Source organism: Achromobacter sp. 1L-A-4-B-C2 (assembly GCF_057291955.1).
The window spans coordinates 687221-705718 of the sequence record NZ_JBXAWP010000002.1; the positions used below are offsets into that span (position 1 = coordinate 687221).

Here is an 18498-nt window from a genome sequence, read left to right on the forward strand (position 1 = left end):
AGTTCGATCTCATTCTCAGCCAGTCATTAACGCGTTGGATGGAGCTTTCCTGGAGATATCTCGTCGCTCTACGAAGATGCGCGGCCTGATGCTTTTCATATCGGGTTTTGGCTTTTTTTTACTGGCGGATTCTGTACCCCGCCTACATGCTTGGTGGACCGTTGGGAGTGGCAGTCCCGTCACGCCGATAGGGGCGTTTCTCGTGGATGTGATCCTTATATTCTTCTGCGTTCGCATTGACACTGCTATTCCCCGTGACGAACCCATCCGCTTCAATCGCTTGCGCCGCAAGGTCTACGTCTACAGCTTCCACTACATATTGTGGAACCCCTTCGCCCGCTGGTACGTCACAACCCGCGCCTACAACTGGGACGATCTTCGCGCCGAAGTCTGGCGCCAACGCGGCGCCACCGCGCAAGGCGGTTTGATCTTCACGTGGGGCGTATCCATCGCCGTCGTCAAACCCGGCACGAACCAGGTCATTGATCGCTTTCCGTTAAGCGTCGGGCAAGACGAGGGCGGCTCGTGGGATTACGTCCGTGCCTACATGCAGCACGGACCCAACGCATTGCCTCCCGTCGACACGTTCAACGATCCAGACGAAGTGCCGCCCTACAACCTTGCGCTGCGTCTTGCGCCTAAAGTCAGGTGGCCGGCGGAAATCGATGCGGAGTCGCGTAGTGGCCAAGACGACCCCGCTATTGCCCAAAACGCCAATTAGATAAGGCACGGTTCGCAAGAACCGCTCCACACCTACGCATATCAAGCGCGCGGAAAAAATATTATCCGGATTTCTCGTAAAGGCAATGTCAATCGCGAAGAGCACCACGCAGGACAAACCTGCTTTGATACCCCCACATCCCGGCCGGGTCCGCGACCTTCCTCCGCCCGGCGAAGCGGTACTCCGGTTTGACGGTCGCCATCCCCCGCCCCCCATCAATTCGATGAACAACATTCACTTGGAAATCAGCCGCAGAGGGCAAAAATTGCGCGGGCTGATGCTCATCCTGTCCTTGGTCGGCATTGCGTGGCTCGTATTCGCAGTGCCGAAAATCATCATAGGCAGGACAGGGTTTTCTCACTTTATAAAAGCTATACCGATTACGGTCGGAATGCTTTGGTGGACCATTTTTATGATCCGGGTCGATACCGCCATTCCCCGTGACGAACCCATCCGCTTCAATCGCTTGCGCCGCAAGGTCTACGTCTACAGCTTCCACTACATATTGTGGAACCCCTTCGCCCGCTGGTACGTCACAACCCGCGCCTACAAGTGGGACGATCTTCGCGCCGAAGCCTGGCGCCAACGCGGCGCCACCGCGCAAGGCGGTTTGATCTTCACGTGGGGCGTATCCATCGCCGTCGTCAAACCCGGCACGAACCAGGTCATTGATCGCTTCCCCCTAAGCGTGGGCCAGGATGAGGGCAGCTCGTGGGATTACGTTCGTGCCTACATGCAGCACGGGCCCGACGCATTGCCTCCCGTGGAGACGTTCAACGATCCGGACGAAGTGCCGCCCTACAACCTTGCGCTGCGTCTTGCGCCTAAAGTCAGGTGGCCGGCTCAAATGGATGCGGAGTCGCGTAGTGGATCTAGCTAGAACGATGAAAATCCCGATATCAATGCCCGCGCCCGTCGCGGCGCCCAAATTCGCCTTGATCGTAGCGGTCCAGTCACAGAATTAACGCGACGTTTGTTCGTAATCGCAGAGAGGATCAACTGGCTTGCACAATCGCGAACCCTTTTTCCGAGAGAGGCCAGAATTGACATCGCAGCAAAGAAGCCCTAATCACAGCACTCCTGCTCTGGACAAGCCATATCGCGGGCGGGTGCGGGATCTGCAATTGCCGGATGATTCAGCAGCGTCGCCCAAGCGGAACACTCCGATACCGGTCGTTAACTCAATGAACGGAATCTACCTCGAATTGAGCCGGCGCAATACCATGCGTGGACTTTTGCTTTTCCTGGCCATCTTCCCATTCATCTGGATGTTCTTCGCGATACCCTTTCTGCTGATAAGAAAACCGGATCTGTCATATTTTCTTATGGATATCCCCTGTTTTCTAATGGCGCTTTGGATAACGGCATTGACTGTTCGCATAGACATATCCACACCGAGCGACGAGCCGATTCGGTTTAATCGCCTTCGTCGAAATGTCTACGTAAATAGCTTCCACCATATTTGGTGGAAACCTTGGTCGCGATGGCACGTCACCACAAAGGTCTACCCCTGGCAGCATCTGCGCGCCGAAGTCTGGCGCCAACGCGGCGCCACCGCGCAAGGCGGTCTGATCTTCACGTGGGGCGTATCCATCGCCGTCGTCAAACCCGGCACGAACCAGGTTATTGATCGCTTCCCCCTAAGCGTCGGGCAAGACGAGGGTAGCTCCTGGGATTACGTCCGTGCCTACATGCAGCACGGAACCGACGCATTGCCTCCCGTCGAGACGTTCAACGATCCAGACCAAGTGCCGCCCTACAACCTTGCGCTGCGTCTTGCGCCTAAAGTCCGGTGGCCGGCGCAAATCGACGCGGAGTCGCGTAGTGCGCCTAGGTAGAAAGATGGAAACCTTGATACCGGGTTCCGCGCCAGTGACCGCGCCCCAATTCGCACCTAGCTTGGCGTCCAAGTCAACTCACTTGCACAACCGCTAAAGCTGTCTGAATAACGCGGTCCGACACTTTTTTAGCTGGACATTTGTAAGCTGTCTAGCTGCCTTGTTTCCGTCGCCTCGTGCTAAAAAATACAGTCCCGTCCGGAACCTGATATCGATGACGCCACTACCAAAGCGGTATGCCGCGGTGAAACTGTCCGCCTTGTGGAGCTCGCGCCCATGAGCACCCTAGACACCCTCGTGCCCGCCCGCAGCGCGTTGTTGGTCATGCATTATCAAACCGACATCATCAACCTGTTCCCTTCTGTCGCGCCCACCTTGCTAGCGAATACGCGCGCGCTTTGCGACGCGGCACGGCGGCAAGGGATCAAAATCTATTTCGCCCAGATTCGGTTCAGTCCGGGCTATCCCGAAGTCAGTCCGCTAAACAAGAACGGGCAAGGCATCAAGCAACTTGGCCTTTTCACCGGCGACCAGATTTCCCCTGAATTGGGCCGGCAGCCCGACGAGCCGATCATCATCGCGCATCGCGCCAGCGTGTTTTTTGGTACGGACCTTGAATTGCGGCTATCGGCACAAGGCATCGATACGCTGCTGATGGTGGGCATTGCGTCCACTGGCGTGATACTGTCGTCGATTGCGCATGCCAGTGACGCAGACTACCGATTGTTTACCGTCAAAGACTGCTGCTACGACCCGGATTCGATTGTGCACGAGCACCTGTTTTCCACCGCGTTCGCGTCGCGCACCACCGTGCTGTCGCTGGTTGACGCGTTGGCGTTGCTGACGTAGCGCGCAGGCCCGCGAACGGCGGCCCCCATGGACGCCGCGCGACGACATTGCGGTGTAAATCACTTGGCCGGCGCAAATATCACTTTGACCGGGTTGTCCGCCTTATACGAAGCGGAACGCGGCCCGGACTTTGGATCAAATCCGGGATGCCATGCCCGAAGCTCCGCCTCCGACAACCATTCCAGTTGCAGTTGATCGTCGGGCGCATACGACTGGAACTGCGCCAACGCATTCACCGCAGACTGGCAGTTTTCTGATACGCCGGACTTCAGGACCGAGACCTGGGTTTGCGAAGTCGATGACATGGCGCCGGGCTCAGCGCATTTGCGAACTTCTACGTGGTATTGGCCCTGTGGCGAAGGCAGATCCACAATGATTTTGTTTGGACCGCATCCCGCCAAGAGCGCGGTCGATAAAGCGAAGAGTGCAGAACTTTTTATCATTAAGCTACCTTGAACTTTTCAATGGATTCAGACGGCAAATAACACTTCCGGAAATGCTGCCTGACACCTTTATCACAAGATGGGTGATGCCACCCTGCCCGCCCTCACAAATGCCGGTGGCTCCACACCATTGCCTGGCCCGTAAGATCACCGATCAACTCTGCGATGCCATGCGCGTCTTCTTCGGCCAGCCCTTCCATGCGTACCATCCGAAAACCCATTGCCAAGCTGTAGCGCCAGTCGAGCTCCAGAATTCGATAATCGATGCCGTTTTGTTCGCAATGCCATTTCGCGGCCGGGTCCTTGTACGCTGCGCCGATAAAATCCACGTGCGAATCAAACGGCGGCATGGCTCCCAGCGGTTGGTTCGATCCGGGCAGGCAGGGCTCCGACAGGTTTTCACCGACGGCAACGCTCGGATTCGGGCCATCAAACGCCAGCAGCATCAGCGGGAAATTTCGTGGGTCCTGGTCATGGGCGGCGCGGGTGTCGGCGCCTAGGTACGGACGCGCGGCCGGGCCCAGGCAGTATTGCGGGCTGTGCCAGTCGCTGCTTTCGTAGTCTTCGAAAAGCGGATCGGGGGTAATGCCGTGTTGCGCCAACAGGGCCAGTGTTTCTTCCAAGGTGTCGTCGTACCGAATTGGCAGGTCGGCGGGCAGATAGCCGGCCTGTATGTAGCGCGCCACCAGTGCGCCGGTTGACCAAACGCCTTCCGGATTTTGATAAGAGCCTTCGTTCAAGCCGGCCAGCCCGAATACCAGGTTGGAAATGGCGCGATACGGTATTTGCTTGCCTCGCGGTTCCAGCACATAACCGCCTTTCAGCAGTTGCGCTTGCAGCGCGCGCCAATCCGGCGGTGGCAAATGAAAGTCGCGCGGGCAAATGAATTGGTGGTGTTCAGACATTGATCGGTGCGCTTATTAGCTAGGGACTAAGGATGACGTTGCAGCGTATGCCAGGTCTCGCGGGCCACAGCCAGCCGCAAAAGTCTAAATGAAAATCCAGGATGAACGGCGCGCGTGATCGGCATAAACTTGCCATCATGCCTACATCGTCAGACCTCTTTGCCCCGCCCAAAAAGCAACTTGCTGCGCGCCAGAATTCGCTGCTGTGGGTGCTAGAGCCTCTGGAGCGCGACGCCAATTATCAACGACGGAAGATGTTCGGCTGCGATGCCGCGTATCTGGATGGCGCGCTGTATTTGGTGGTGGCCGACCGTGATGAGCCTTGGAATGGCGTCATGGTGTGCACTTCGCGCGAGCGTCATGCGGCGCTGTGCGAAGAGATGCCGAGCCTGTTGCCGCACCCCGTGCTGGGCAAGTGGCTGTATCTGCCCCAGTCGGATGACGCGTTCGAGGCGCTGGCTTCACGTCTGGCGACGCTGTCCCTGGCGCGCGACCCGCGTTTGGGGGTGGTGCCCAAACCGCGCAAATCACGCCGGAAGTCTTGGCGGTCGGACGAATAGGCGCGCGGGAGGCGCACGGGCGCTGAAACTGTCCTGACCGGGGATGCGCGCCGGGCCAGTCTTGCCCGGCAGCCGGGCCCCGCGCGTTTGGGCTTAAACGATACCTGTCGGGCCACATTTGGCTCGATCGAGCCAAATATGGCCCGTCGTAAGTCGTTGATAAGGCGGCGCTTAGTTTTTATCGGGCCAGAACTGGCTCGGTTCTCGTTTAAAACCCGGTCAATTTCAAATCGCAGGCATTGCACCACGCTGGCTGCCACACACGATACGTTCGTAAGCCATTGATAGCGTTGAGGGTTTTGTGCCAGCGCCGCGCATGGCATGGATATTGCATTAGGCCTGGCAGCACTTCTTTTTGAAAGGCGCCCTGCCCTAGTGGCCGCGCCGCGCAACCAGGACAACGCTATGCCTACGCACGCACTTTGCCGCTGTCCGGCTTCTTGCCGGATGCCGCCACGATGACATCGTTTGCGGCTTTGCTTGCCCGGTCCCGAAACGCCGACCAGGGCTTTTATCTGTTGATCGATCCCCAGGCTGATCGCGCCGACGATAGCCCCTTGCATCCCGACAAGCTGCTGGCGCGGTTTGCAGCGGAGGCTATCGCGCCCGTTTTGCGTGCGGATCTGGCACACGACACGTCCGCCTGTCCCAAGCTGATCACGTTGGCTGAAGCGGGCCAACGGTTCGATCGGGACGTGCTGCGCCTGACGGTCAACACCGCGCTGGCCGAGCCCATCGGCGGCAAGCGCATGGTGTGCGGTTGGCTGAACAGCCCTTCGCCTTTGGCTGTATTGGCCGAGGACCTCGCGCAGCGCTGCCTGGTGCCCGATCAGGATGCGCAGCGCGTCATACCCCTATTCGAACCGTTGCGGCTGGAGTTGTTGGCCGTTAGTTTGCGCGAGCGCATGGGCTCGTGGTTGAACCCCATCACGCAGTGGATCGTGCCGAACAGCGCGGGCCGCTTGTTGCAGCTGCGCAGCCACAACAACACGCCGACGCCGATTTTCGACACGGCGGACATGAACGCGCAGCACCTGGCGCCGCTGGTTGGCAACGTGTTGACCGCGTGGAAGCGGCTGGCCGATCAGCCGATGCCAGCCGACGCGCGCGTGCTGGCGCCCCTAATGCAGGACAAGCCCGGCCCCGCCACGCACGCGGCTGCCAAGGTCTTGTCGCATCTGCGGCGCACCCATGCGCTGGGGCTGCGCAACGCCTCGGACCGCGTGACCTTTGCCTTGAAGCATCTGACGGTGCACCCGCATCTGGAAACGCACCCACGTATTCAGCAGTGCATTCAAGAGGCGGTGGCCGGCAAGGCTCGGCTACTGGGTTCTTTCGCGGCGCTGGATACCGCGGAATGGCGCGACGTGCTTTACACCCTGAACAGAGTGCGGAGTTAACGATGAGTTCGAATGCCGATTCTTTCGCCTATCAGGCGCGGCTGGCGGTGTACCTAGGTGGAAATTCGCGCCCAGGTTCGGGTCGTTGAATGACCCCGCAGCTTGTCGGGCATCCCCTGCCTTCCACCGCCACCCCAAAATAAACAAGCCCCACACGGGGGCTTGTTTTCTGTTTTCACTCAACCTCAGCAGCAGCCGATTCGCTTCTTGCCGCCGTATCGCGCGTCCTGGCGTTCGCGGAAGAAGGCTTCGTAGGTCATCGGCTCTTGGTCCGGGTGGGTGCGCCGCATGTGCTCGACATAGGTTTCGTAGTCGGGCACGCCGACCATCAACCGTAGCGTTTGGCCCAGGTAGCGGCCGGCGGCGCCGGCTGCCGAGGTCATGTTGCTGAACAGCATGCGGCGTCTCCGTTCGGGGTCAGTCGGCGCCGGCGGCGGCCGGCAGCGCTTCGTACGGCGTCTCGCGGGACGTCGGCTTGTTCTCGGCGCGGGCGCGCTGCACCGACTTCACACCGAACACCACGATGCTGATCACCACGAACATGAAGATCGCGCACAGGCCGGCGTTGATGTAGTCGTTGACCACGACCCGCGACATTTCCTTGAGCGAATGCGCGGGCGCCAGCACATTGCCTTGCGCGATGGCGGCGTTGTACTTGTTGGCGTGGGCCAGGAAGCTGACGCGCGGATCGGCATGGAACAGCTTCTGCCAGCCAGCGGTCAGCGTGCACGCCAGCAACCACAGCGTGGGCAGGATCGTGACCCAGGCATAGCGGTCGCGCTTCATCTTGAACAGCACCACGGTGCCCAGCGTCAGCGCAATGGCGGCCAGCATCTGGTTGGCGATGCCGAACAGCGGCCACAAGGTGTTGATGCCGCCCAGCGGATCGACCACGCCCTGGTACAGGAAGTAGCCCCAGGCCGCCACGCACAAGCCGGTGGCGATCAGGTTGGCGGGCAGCGAATCGGTGCGCTTGAGCGAAGGCGCGAAAGTGCCCAGCAAGTCTTGCAGCATGAAGCGGCCGGCGCGCGTGCCCGCGTCGACGGCGGTCAGGATGAACAGCGCTTCGAACAGGATGGCAAAGTGGTACCAGAACGCCATCATGCCCGGGCCGCCAATGGCCTGATGCAGAATGTGCGCCATGCCGACGGCCAGCGTGGGCGCCCCGCCCGCGCGCGAAATGATGGTGCTTTCGCCGACGTCCTTGGCGGTCTGGATGAGGTCTTGCGGCGTGACCACGAAGCCCCAGCTGGAGACCACTTGTGCAACCTGGTCCGGCGTAGTGCCGATGACGGCGGCCGGACTGTTCATGGCGTAGTAGATGCCCGGCTCGATTACGCAAGCGGCAACCAGCGCCATGATGGCCACGAAGGATTCCATCAACATGCCGCCGTAGCCGATGTAGCGGGCCTGCATTTCGTTTTCGATGAGCTTGGGCGTGGTGCCCGAGGCGATCAGCGCATGAAAGCCCGACACCGCGCCGCAGGCGATGGTGATGAACAGGAACGGGAACAGGTTGCCCGACCAGACCGGGCCGGTGCCGTCCACGAACTGCGTCAGCGCGGGCATCTTCAGTTCCGGCGCCACGACCACGATGCCGATCGCGAGGCCAAGAATCGTGCCGATCTTCAGGAAGGTGGACAGGTAGTCGCGCGGGGCCAGCAGCAGCCACACGGGCAGCACGGCGGCGATGAAGCCGTAGACGATCAGGATCCAGGTCAGGCCCTTGCCGTCGAAATCGAACATGGGGCCGATCACCGGGTGGGCGGCCACGTCCTGGCCGAAGGTGATGGCGGCCATCAGACCGACGAAGCCGATGATGGAGACCTCGCCGATCTTGCCCGGGCGGATGTAGCGCAGGTACACGCCCATGAACAGCGCGATGGGGATGGTGGCGGCTACCGTGAACGTGCCCCACGGCGAATGCGTCAATGCCTTCACCACAATCAGCGCCAGCACGGCCAGGATGATGACCATGATCATGAACGCGCCAAACAGCGCGATCACGCCGGGGATCTTGCCCAGCTCGGACTTGACCAGGTCACCCAGTGAACGGCCGTCGCGGCGGGTCGAGATGAACAGGATGGTGAAGTCCTGCACGGCGCCGGCGAACACCACGCCCGCCAGAATCCACAGCATGCCCGGCAGATAACCCATCTGCGCGGCCAGCACCGGGCCCACCAAGGGGCCGGCGCCGGCGATGGCGGCAAAGTGGTGGCCGAACAGCACGTGCTTATTAGTAGGCACGTAGTCCAGGCCGTCGTTGTGCTTCCAGGCCGGCGTCATGCGCGAGGCATCCAGCTGGAACACGTTCTTTGCGATGAAGCGGCTGTAGTAGCGGTATGCGATCAGGTAGACGCAGACGGCGGCAATTACCACCCAAAGCGCGTTGATGGTCTCTCCTCTGGCCAGCGCCACGGTGCCCAGCGCAAACGCGCCCAGTACCGCAACCGCCAGCCAGACCAGGTGCTGACCCAGTCCCTTACTGCTGGTTTGCATAAGTGCTCCTCTTGCCTCCCGCCATGCTTGTGGCGTGAAACGCTTTTTTCGTCTCGCGGAAGGCAGACTCATTGTTGTGGGGTGGCGGGTGCGCAAGCGCCCGCGCTGCGTCCTGCTGGACGCGGGCGTTAGTATTTCGTTTTGCCCCCCCGCCAACAAGCGCGGAACTACGCAATCCGGGTACGTATTACTACGCAATGCGCCGCAACATAAAATGGCGGAATCCGGTGAATCCTCGCTGTTAATCAACATCCTCCGTCAGGCCGCCCCAATGCGGCGGCGCACCAATTACCCCTTAGACAGAATTCCCATGAAGCTGCGCTTGAAGATCCTGCTGCTGGCAGCGGTGCCGTTGCTGGTGGCCTTGGCCGCCATCACCGTGGCCGTCTACGTGCAGGGCTTGCAGCTGGCCCAGCGCGAAAAGCAGGTGGTGGAAAGCGCCTGGCTGGCCAGCAAGGAAAGCGAGTTGCGCCACTATGTCAGCCTGGCCTACAGCGCCGTGGCGCCGTTGCAGGCCACGGGCGACGACGAAGCCACGCGCCAGAAAGCGCTGGAACTGCTGGCGCAGATGGAGTTCGGCCACGATGGCTATTTCTTCGTCTACGACCTGCAAGGCAACAACCTGATGCACCCGCGCCAGCCCGAGCTGGTGGGGCAAGACCTCTGGAACCTGCGCGACACGCGCGGGCAAGCCGTCATCCAGAACCTGTTGGCGGCCGCGCGCCAGGGCGGGCAGCAAGGCGAGGTGGTGCATTACCTGTGGGAAAAGCCGTCCACGCACCAGACCGTGGAGAAGCTGGGCTATGTAGTCGTGCTGGACCGGTGGGGCTGGATGCTGGGCACCGGCATCTATCTGGATGACGTGGAGCAGGCCCTGGTGCGTATCGATGCCGCCGCGCAGGCCAACATCCGCAGCATGTTCGCCTGGGTGGCGGGCATTGCCGTGGTGTCGATCCTGTTTGTGGCGGCCTGTGGGCTGGCGCTGAACATCAGCGACCACCGGCAGTCCGACGCCAAGCTGCGCCTGATGGCCCAACAGGTGGTGCGGTCGCAGGAGGACGAGCGCGCGCGCCTGTCGCGCGAGCTGCATGACGGCATCAGCCAGGTGCTCGTATCGATCAAGCTATCGGTGGAAGCCGCCCGGGAAAGATTACGGCAGGCGCCGCCGGCCGAACCCCAGGCCCATGCCCATATCGACAAGCCGCTGGGCGGCGCGCTGGACCGGCTGAACACGGCGGTGGGCGAGGTGCGGCGCATTTCGCATAATCTGCGCCCCACCCTGCTGGACGACTTGGGCCTGCCCGCCGCGCTGGAACATCTGGGCAGGGAATTCGCCATTCCCAGCACGGACGGCGCGCCGCCGCTGGCCGTGCGCCTGTCCACCACCGGCCAGCCTGTGAAGCTGCCGGACGCCTACGCCACCGCGCTGTTCCGCGTGACGCAGGAAGCGCTGACCAACGTGATCCGCCATGCCCACGCCACGCGCGCCGACATGACGTTGGCCTATTCGGCGCACGATCTGCGCCTGACCATCACCGACGATGGACGCGGTTTTGACTATGCACAGGTGCAGGAAGACCCGCGACGCGGCATCGGGCTGCGCAATATGCGCGAACGCCTGAACGCGCTGTCAGGCAACCTGAGTTTTCATTCCAGCCAGCAAGGCACCACCTTGCAGGCCTGGCTGCCGCTGCCCCCGGCCGCCCTTCCCCCGGCCGCCCTTCCCCCGACCGCCCCTCCCCCTTCAACGAGCCCCGCATGAATTCCACGCCCGACGCCATTCGACTGTTGCTGGTTGACGACCACCCGCTGGTACGCGACGGCCTGCGGTTGCGGCTGGAAACCGTGCCCCGCCTTCAGGTCGTGGGCGAAGCCGGCAACGCCGCCGCCGCGCTGGCATTCCTGGCCGCGTGCCAGGCCGAAGCCCCGCTTGGCGACACCCTGCCCCACCTGGCGCTGATGGACCTGAACATGCCGGGCGGCGGCGGGCTGGAACTGACGGCGCAACTGCACGAACGCTATCCGCAGATTGCCGTCCTGGTGCTGACCATGCACGACAACCCGGAATACATGGTGCAGGCGGTCAAGGCCGGGGCGCGCGGCTATCTGCTCAAGGATGAGCCGGCCGAGGAAATCGTGACGGCGATCAGCGCCGTGATGGAAGGCCGCAGCTATTTCAGCGCGTCCGTCGCGGTGCGTTTGTCGCAGGCCAGCGCACCGGCCACCTTGCTGACGCAACGGGAACGCGACGTGCTTCGCCACATCGCCACCGGCCAGGCCAACAAGCAGATCGCGCACGCGCTGGGCCTGTCGGTGCGCACCGTGGAAACGCACCGCTTGAACATCAAGCGCAAGCTGGGTATCGACGGGCAGGCCGAACTGATCAAGTACGCGGTGGAAAACCGGGGGGTTTGACGAGCGTACCGAAGGCTGGACCGGGCGGCGCATGAATGCGGCTTTTACCCTGCCCTGACCCACCTATGAACCGCCCATGGCGTGGGGTTACCCATGATTGCAAGCGCGCGCTGCGGTAGACTTGCCTGCATTCCCGCGTCGCCGACGCGGCACGCGACAATGCCACGATGAACGTGTTGCCCCTGGAGTCCCCCATGTCATTGGAAAAGAACTACACCGCCATTCTCGAAGCGCTAGGGGAAGACCCAAGCCGCGAAGGGCTGGCCGATACGCCCGCCCGCGCGGCCAAGGCCATGCGCCACCTGTGCCGGGGCTACGCGCAGAACCTGGACGAAATCGTGAACGGCGCGCTGTTCACGTCCGATACGCGCGAAATTGTCCTGGTCAAGAACATCGAACTGTATTCGCTGTGTGAACACCACATGCTGCCCTTCATCGGCAAGGCGCACGTGGCGTATCTGCCGGCGGGCAAGGTGCTGGGGCTGTCCAAGGTGGCCCGCATCGTTGAAATGTACGCGCGCCGCTTGCAGATCCAGGAAAACCTCAGCCGCCAGGTGGCCGAGGCCGTGCAGAAGGTGACCGGCGCGGCCGGCGTGGCCGTGGTGATCGAAGCGCAGCACATGTGCATGATGATGCGCGGCGTTGAAAAGCAGAATTCGTCCATGGTCACGTCCGTGATGCTGGGCGAATTTCATGACAACCCGTCCACCCGCGCCGAATTCCTCAGCCTGATCCGCTGATCGTTCCAGCACGCCACAACGGGCGGTGCGGCCAAGCTGGCTGCACCGCCCGTTTCACTTGGCATTGAATCCGCGGAGATAGCACCCGCCGACGTCCTTGCTCGGTGGATTGCGCGATGGCATTTCGAGCCCATCGCCTCGTTTTGCAGCGTCTGCGCGCACCCGCCCGGATATCCGCCTGAATTCGCAGAATCGACCGGCTTATCACGGGCAATTGAAACGCCCCAAATCCCCACCGCAAGCCTCCGTTTTCAAGCGAACGGAGGGCGCCGACGCGCTCTACATTGAAGTCATTCGCAGCCCCCTCACAATCATTACGCTGCGAACCGCGGCCTAGCAATCGGAGCCGCCACAGCCTCCGAAAGCGAACGTCGTGAGATGTCTAGTTGTTGTTTGAAGTTGCAGTCGTCGCAGCAAAAACGGTGTCGTCGCCTTCCCCCCCCCGATCTGACACACCGTTCGCAGCAGCTTTACCCCGACCGGCCTGCCGGTCGGGGCATTTTTAAGACTCTTCCAATTCACAAGAGCGTTATTAGCCGTCAGCATGACGGGTCGCCTGGCGTGCACGCTTTATCGCTGCAATCGTTGCGCCAGTCCGTTTGCACAAGACCGCCAATTTGCAGGTTCGCGCCTTGGCGCGGCCCCGCAAGCCAGCGGCGTCCATTCGATGCAGCAACCCATGAAAGTCCTCGTAATCGACAATGACAAGACCTCGGCGGAAGCACTGAGCCATACGCTTGCCGAGCAAGGCCAGATCGTCCACATTGCCACCGATGGAGTAAGCGGCCTACGCATTGCAAAAACATTTCCCTATGACCTGATCCTGCTTGATGTGCAGCTACCCGTGATGGACGGTTTCACCGTGCTGCGGGAACTGCGCAAGGAAAGCAATGTGCCGGTGCTGATCGTCTCGGCGCGCGACGAACTGCAAGCCCGCGTGCAAGGCTTGAGCGAAGGCGCGGACGACTACCTGGCCAAGCCCTATGCCACCTGCGAGCTGGTCGCGCGCATGAAGGCGATCAACCGGCGATCCTCACCGGCCGACGAGCCCAGCACGCAACACGTCTTGCGCGTGGGCGATCTTGAACTGCAACTGCTAAGCCGCAAGGCCTTGCGCGAAGGCCAACGCATCCGGCTGACCGCGATTGAATTCGCGCTGCTTGAACGGCTGATGCGCAAGCATGGCGAAGTGCAGTCGCGCATGAACCTGGCGGCGCACGTGTGGGGCATCAACTTTGACCGTGGCACCAACGCCATCGACGTGGCCGTGCGCAGGCTGCGCATGAAAATGGACGACCCCTTCAGTTCGCGCCTGCTGCACACCGTCTGGGGCCTGGGCTACGTCCTGGAACAACGCGACCCGCCCTACTGATTAATGCGCGCCGCGCTCACGCCCGGCGCGCATCGGCTCATGCGTCACATCATCATCGCGCCACGCTCCTCACGGACCGTGGCGCGCGGCCGCAGGTAACGGCCCTTGCCCGGTTCGCCTTGCACCTGGCTGCCGTCATACACCAGTTCGCCACGGCGCCACGTGCCAAACACATGCACGGTGTAGGGCCGGCCGAACGCCTGCTCAGGCTGCGCCGCCGACCGCCCGGGCGCCAGCACGACGAAGTCCGCGTCCTTGCCGATATCGAACGAGCCCTTGCGGTCGTCCAGCAGGAAATGTTCGGCGGGCTTTTGCGACAGCAGTCGTACCACCAGCGTGGGCGACAGGCCGCGCGATTCGCAGCCGGACCACAGCGCGGGCAAGAGCAGGTCGGGCCCGTAGTCCACGGTGGGGGCCGAGTCATCACCGGCGTCGTCGCCGCGCGCCTGGTATCCGCTGGACACGAAGGTGCACATGTCGGTGGCCAGCCGCCGCCACAGGGCGTCGACCTCGACACTGGGACGCAGCAAGGGGTAGTCGTCGGCTGATCCACCAAACTGCTGCATCGCATCTTCGGTGCTCATGACCAAGCTGCGCAGGCTGGTTTCGATGGTGACCCAGTGCCCGGCCTGGCGGTAGCGGGCGCACATGGCATAGCCTTCTTCGGACCACACATCCGCCGCCTGCATGCGCACCCCGGCCGCCGCGCCGACGCGACACAGCAGGCGCGTGGTCAGGCCTTCGATCAGGGGCAGGTTGGCGCGGGCCAGCACTTCCCTGCCCGCCCGGCCGGCATCCAGCAAGCGCCGCGCGTTACGGCTGGCCGTCAGCCGCGCGTGGTTGTGCATGCTGCACGCCAGGCCGAAGCGCGCAATGCCCTGAAAAGCCTGCAATAAATCGCTTTCGTGATGGGCAAAGCGGTTGCGTTCGTGCTCGAACGTGGGAATGGAAAAGGCGCACACGCCGCCGCTGGCCAGGGCGTCAGCGGCATCCAGGCCGTGCTGGGTGTTGACGGTGCCCGCCACCGCCACGTCCACATGCGCCTCACGCCCGATGCGCGAGACCATCGCATCCAGCTGCGCGCGGCTGGCGACCACCTCGGCGTGTTCGTAAGGCATGTCCACCAGCGTGGTCACGCCGCCTGCGGCTGCCGCCCGGGAGGCGCGGCGGATGCCGCAACCATCGGCCCAGCCGCCGATATACGTACGGCTGTCGACGGCGCCCGGTAGCACCCACAAGCCGCGCGCGTCCACCAGATCCCGCGCGGCGGGCGGGCTGTGGCTGCCCATTGCCGCGATCTTGCCGTCCATGATCCCCAACCAGCCGTCTTCCAGAATGCTATCGGCGTTGACCAGCGAACCGCGTATCACCATGTCGAAATCGCTCATTGTTTTCTTCTTGTCGTGAGGGCACGCGGCCGACCGGCTGCCCGGCTTTGCGCACGTGCGTAGCGTTGATCGACCGCTGGCCTATCCCCACGGAACCGGCCAGCGGATACTACCGGGCGGGCGCCAGATCCTCCTTCCGGCGCCGCTTCGTCAGAACACCTGCCAATCGTCCTGCACGGCCGCACCCAGGCCCGCCGGCGCGGGCGCCGCTGCCGGGCGCTGCAACGCCACGCGCTTGCGCGGCGCCCCCGCCCGGGCCGGGTTCGTCTGGTTTGCCGTGGATGCATTCGACACACGCGCATCGGGCATGTCGATGACCACGCGCGGCGATACGGTGAAGACGGCGACGGTTTGCGCCAGACCTTCGGCCTGGTCGCGCAGCGCGCGCGCCGATGCGGCGGCCTGCTCGACCAGCGCCGCGTTCTGTTGCGTGGCCTCGTCCATGCTGGACACGGCCAGGTTCACCTGGTCGATGCCTTGGGCCTGCTCGCTGGATGCCGCGGCAATTTCACCCATGATGTCGGTCACCCGGTGCACGGCGCTTTCGATTTCGCGCATCGTTTCGCCGGCCAGCGCCACCTGCTGCGCGCCCGCCTGCACCCGGCCGGCCGAGTCGGCGATCAGCTGCTTGATCTCGCGCGCGGCCAGCGCGCTGCGTTGCGCCAGCGCCCGCACTTCACCGGCCACCACGGCAAACCCCTTGCCCTGGTCCCCCGCGCGCGCCGCTTCCACGGCCGCGTTCAGCGCCAGGATGTTGGTTTGAAACGCAATGCCGTCGATGACCGACACGATGTGCGTGATCTTGGCCGAACTGGCGCTGATGTCCTGCATGGTGCCGACCACGTCGGCCACCACCGCCGCGCCCCGCCCCGCCACCTGCGACGCGCCTTCGGCCAGCTGGTTGGCGCGCAGCGCGTTGTCGGCGTTTTCCTTGACGGTTACCGCCAGCCGGCCCATCGACAGCGCCGTTTCTTCCAAGGTAGCGGCTTGCTGTTCGGTACGCGACGACAGCAGCACATTGCCTTCGGCGATGTCGCGCGTTCCGTGGCTGATCTGGTGCACGCTTTGGCGGACGGCGGCGACCGTCTTGGCCAGGCTGGCCTGCATGCGTTGCAGGCCAAGAAAAAGTTGACCCATTTCATTGTGCGATTTGATCTCGATCGGGTTGGTCAGATTGCCGTCGGCGATGCTTTGAAAATGCGCGCCGGCGCGCAGCAAGGGGCGTAACACCGAGCGGCTGACAAACAGCGCCGCGCCGATACTGAGCAACACGGCCACGGCAAGCAGCGCCGCGATCAGCGTATTGGCGCGCACGTGCTGGGTGGCGGCGGCTTCGACAAAGCCGTTGGTCTGGGCGTCGACATAGCGCAGATAGCCGGCCACTTCGTGGTCGAACGCCAAGTGGGCGCCCTGCACCGCGTCCATCTGCAAGGCGAACGCCCGGGCGTCCTGGCCGCGCATGGATTCGAACTGTTCGGCGGCCAACGAGTCGTAAAGCTTGAACGCGGCCGCCACCGGGGCCGCTTTTTCCTGCAACGCGGGCGCGCGCACCTCGCTGGCGAACGCATCGAACCGCTCGCGCGAGCGTCGCCACAGGTCTTCGGCACGCGCGGCGTCGTCATCGCTTTCCGTGGTGCGGCCGACCTGCCGGTTGATCATCGCGGCGTCCATCGCCAGGCGCGCGCGCAGCATCAGGGTGTAGGCCTCGTAAACGGGCACGACGCGCATTGAATAGGCTTCGTTGACCTGGCCCAGCTTGGCGTTGCTGGAGCGTGTGTCCAGCCAGGCCGCGCCGTTGGCGACCAGCATGCCGGTGAAGAACAGCGCAAGCAAAATGCCCAGACAGCTGCGGACTTTCAAGTGAGTGAACATACGACCTCGAAGGAATTCATGACCCCGGGGCAGCAACGCGCGCCAGCGGGGACTGAGGGCCTGGGGTGTCCACCGCGCCCGCTGGGTCGGACGAAACGAATGTATCCCAGCGCCTCCGACAAATCGTTAACAAATGAATGACATTTCCGTCACCGCGAAAGCGATGCTTTGGTGCTATCGACGAGCGCTGGCGCGGGCCTCGGGCATTTGGCCGATAGCCGCTGGACGATGCCGGGAACCACCATGGGCACATCCCGCCCGCGCGCGGCTCGGGTCGCCGCTTTGGCACCTACTGAACCGCCCATCTGGACCTAGCGTTCTGGCCCTATCCGGGCAAACTGGCACCAGGCCGCACCGGCACAAAGCCGGTCGCGTCGGGGCGCGGCCCACTCTCTTTCGGAGATCACCATGAACGCGATTTACCGCCTCATCCGCCGCTGCACCCTGGCCGGCCTTGCCGCTGCGCTGGTGGCCGCGCCCGCTTACGCCCAGACCAAGCTGGTGGTGGGCTATCAACAGATCGTGGGCCCGTTTTTGTCGTCCATTGCCGATGGCAGTTTCGATGCCGCATTTAAGGAAGCCGGGTACCAGGTCGACTGGCGCCAGTTCACGTCCGGCGGGGATATTTCCACGGCGCTGGCCTCGGGCAATGTGCCGGTGGGGGTGCTGGGGTCGACCGGCATCACATCGGCCGCCACGCGCGGCGTGGACCTGCAACTGTTCTGGATCCTGGACAACATCGGCAAGTCCGAAGCACTGGTGGCGCGTAACGGCTCGGGCATCAACAGCACGGCTGATTTGAAGGGCAAGCGGGTGGCGACGCCGTTTGTATCGACGTCGCACTTTCACCTATTGGTGGGCCTGGACCAGGTATGGAAGATCAACCCGCGCGACGTGCGCATCCTGAACATGCAGCCGCCGCAGATCGTGGCCGCCTGGCAGCGCGGCGACATCGACGCCGCCTACGTCTGGCCGCCCGCGCTGACTGAAATCGAAAAGACCGGCAAGGTGATTGCCGATTCCGAAGCCATCGGCCGCGCCAGCGTGCCCACGTTCGACGGCATCGTCGTGGACCGCGCCTGGGCGGCGAAGAACCCGAAGTTCATGGCCGCCTTCACGGGCGTGCTGGCCAAGTCCTATGCCGACTACCAGGCCAACGGCGCCAAGTGGACGGCCGATTCGCCGCAGGTCAAAGGCATCGTGCGGCTGATCGGCGGCAAGCCGGACGACATCATCGGCGCGCTCAAGCTGCTGGTGTTCCCGACCGCGCAAGAGCAGGCGTCGCCGACATGGCTGGGTGGCGGCAAGGAATCCGGCGCGGTGCGCGCGCTGGACGCCAGCGCCAAGTTCCTGAAGGACCAGAAGCAGATCGACCGGGCGCTGACCGACTACAGCCCGCACGTGACCGACCAGTACGCGAAGGCGGCGGCCAAGTAGGTAGCCCGGCTGTCTTCGGAAAGGACGCCCGCCTAGACGCGGGCGTCCCGTTACAAGGG

Annotated in this window: 17 protein-coding genes; 11 read left to right on the top strand and 6 right to left on the bottom strand. The window is 63.0% G+C overall.

Features of this window, described 5'->3' with window-relative positions; genetic code table 11:
* Positions 1 to 202 precede the first annotated feature (202 nt).
* The 4 genes from AC0Z35_RS10525 (at position 203) to AC0Z35_RS10540 (ending at position 3408) form a co-directional block, all read left to right on the top strand.
* Positions 203 to 721: a DUF6708 domain-containing protein gene (locus AC0Z35_RS10525; RefSeq protein ID WP_485133309.1), complete on the top strand. Its 519-nt coding sequence runs from the start codon at positions 203 to 205 to the stop codon at positions 719 to 721.
* A gap of 85 nt (positions 722 to 806) precedes the next feature.
* Entirely contained in the window at positions 807 to 1601 is a 795-nt protein-coding gene (locus AC0Z35_RS10530; RefSeq protein WP_485131929.1) for a DUF6708 domain-containing protein, read from the top strand.
* Positions 1602 to 1905: 304 nt separating this feature from the next.
* Positions 1906 to 2559, top strand: coding sequence for a DUF6708 domain-containing protein (locus AC0Z35_RS10535; RefSeq protein WP_485131930.1), 654 nt, complete (start codon positions 1906 to 1908; stop codon positions 2557 to 2559).
* Between the two features lie 276 nt (positions 2560 to 2835).
* Entirely contained in the window at positions 2836 to 3408 is a 573-nt protein-coding gene (locus AC0Z35_RS10540; protein ID WP_485131931.1) for a cysteine hydrolase family protein, read from the top strand.
* A 59-nt stretch (positions 3409 to 3467) separates the two neighbouring features.
* On the opposite strand, the gene AC0Z35_RS10545 is transcribed toward AC0Z35_RS10540, so the two are convergent.
* Both AC0Z35_RS10545 and AC0Z35_RS10550 read right to left on the bottom strand, forming a co-directional pair.
* The gene (locus AC0Z35_RS10545) at positions 3468 to 3713 is read right to left on the bottom strand and encodes a hypothetical protein (RefSeq protein ID WP_223265025.1); all 246 of its coding nucleotides are present in this window, start codon (positions 3711 to 3713) and stop codon (positions 3468 to 3470) included.
* Positions 3714 to 3955: 242 nt separating this feature from the next.
* Positions 3956 to 4756, bottom strand: a complete 801-nt coding sequence (locus tag AC0Z35_RS10550) for a hypothetical protein (RefSeq protein ID WP_104145679.1) — start codon at positions 4754 to 4756, stop codon at positions 3956 to 3958.
* Between the two features lie 137 nt (positions 4757 to 4893).
* Here AC0Z35_RS10550 and AC0Z35_RS10555 point away from each other — a divergent pair, with 137 nt between their 5' ends.
* Both AC0Z35_RS10555 and AC0Z35_RS10560 read left to right on the top strand, forming a co-directional pair.
* Entirely contained in the window at positions 4894 to 5316 is a 423-nt protein-coding gene (locus AC0Z35_RS10555) for a hypothetical protein (protein ID WP_319301049.1), read from the top strand.
* Between the two features lie 458 nt (positions 5317 to 5774).
* Positions 5775 to 6716 (top strand): hypothetical protein, encoded by a 942-nt coding sequence (locus tag AC0Z35_RS10560; protein WP_485131932.1) that lies wholly within the window; start codon positions 5775 to 5777, stop codon positions 6714 to 6716.
* A 185-nt stretch (positions 6717 to 6901) separates the two neighbouring features.
* Here the strand turns inward: AC0Z35_RS10560 and AC0Z35_RS10565 are convergent, their stop codons facing one another.
* The gene (locus tag AC0Z35_RS10565; protein ID WP_104145677.1) at positions 6902 to 7114 is read right to left on the bottom strand and encodes a YbdD/YjiX family protein; all 213 of its coding nucleotides are present in this window, start codon (positions 7112 to 7114) and stop codon (positions 6902 to 6904) included.
* A gap of 19 nt (positions 7115 to 7133) precedes the next feature.
* Positions 7134 to 9215 carry a carbon starvation CstA family protein gene (locus AC0Z35_RS10570; RefSeq protein ID WP_046806849.1) on the bottom strand — a complete coding sequence of 694 codons (2082 nt, stop codon included), beginning with the start codon at positions 9213 to 9215 and terminating at the stop codon, positions 7134 to 7136.
* Positions 9216 to 9525: 310 nt separating this feature from the next.
* Between AC0Z35_RS10570 and AC0Z35_RS10575 the strand changes: the two genes are divergently transcribed.
* The 4 genes from AC0Z35_RS10575 to AC0Z35_RS10590 all read left to right on the top strand — a co-directional run bounded on the left by AC0Z35_RS10575 (position 9526) and on the right by AC0Z35_RS10590 (position 13742).
* Positions 9526 to 10977, top strand: a complete 1452-nt coding sequence (locus AC0Z35_RS10575) for a cache domain-containing protein (RefSeq protein ID WP_485131933.1) — start codon at positions 9526 to 9528, stop codon at positions 10975 to 10977.
* Positions 10974 to 11630: a response regulator gene (locus AC0Z35_RS10580; protein ID WP_046806847.1), complete on the top strand. Its 657-nt coding sequence runs from the start codon at positions 10974 to 10976 to the stop codon at positions 11628 to 11630. The genes AC0Z35_RS10575 and AC0Z35_RS10580 overlap by 4 nt, the downstream gene beginning before the upstream one ends.
* A gap of 194 nt (positions 11631 to 11824) precedes the next feature.
* Positions 11825 to 12370 carry a GTP cyclohydrolase I FolE gene (gene folE, locus AC0Z35_RS10585; protein WP_006219193.1) on the top strand — a complete coding sequence of 182 codons (546 nt, stop codon included), beginning with the start codon at positions 11825 to 11827 and terminating at the stop codon, positions 12368 to 12370.
* Positions 12371 to 13049: 679 nt separating this feature from the next.
* On the top strand, positions 13050 to 13742 hold the full coding sequence (locus AC0Z35_RS10590; protein WP_046806862.1) for a response regulator: 693 nt from the start codon (positions 13050 to 13052) through the stop codon (positions 13740 to 13742).
* A 44-nt stretch (positions 13743 to 13786) separates the two neighbouring features.
* Here the strand turns inward: AC0Z35_RS10590 and AC0Z35_RS10595 are convergent, their stop codons facing one another.
* Positions 13787 to 15130: an amidohydrolase family protein gene (locus tag AC0Z35_RS10595; RefSeq protein ID WP_046806846.1), complete on the bottom strand. Its 1344-nt coding sequence runs from the start codon at positions 15128 to 15130 to the stop codon at positions 13787 to 13789.
* Between the two features lie 150 nt (positions 15131 to 15280).
* Positions 15281 to 17002, bottom strand: coding sequence for a methyl-accepting chemotaxis protein (locus AC0Z35_RS10600; protein ID WP_485131934.1), 1722 nt, complete (start codon positions 17000 to 17002; stop codon positions 15281 to 15283).
* Positions 17003 to 17410: 408 nt separating this feature from the next.
* Between AC0Z35_RS10600 and tauA the strand changes: the two genes are divergently transcribed.
* The gene (gene tauA, locus AC0Z35_RS10605; protein WP_485131935.1) at positions 17411 to 18439 is read left to right on the top strand and encodes a taurine ABC transporter substrate-binding protein; all 1029 of its coding nucleotides are present in this window, start codon (positions 17411 to 17413) and stop codon (positions 18437 to 18439) included.
* Positions 18440 to 18498 lie beyond the last annotated feature (59 nt).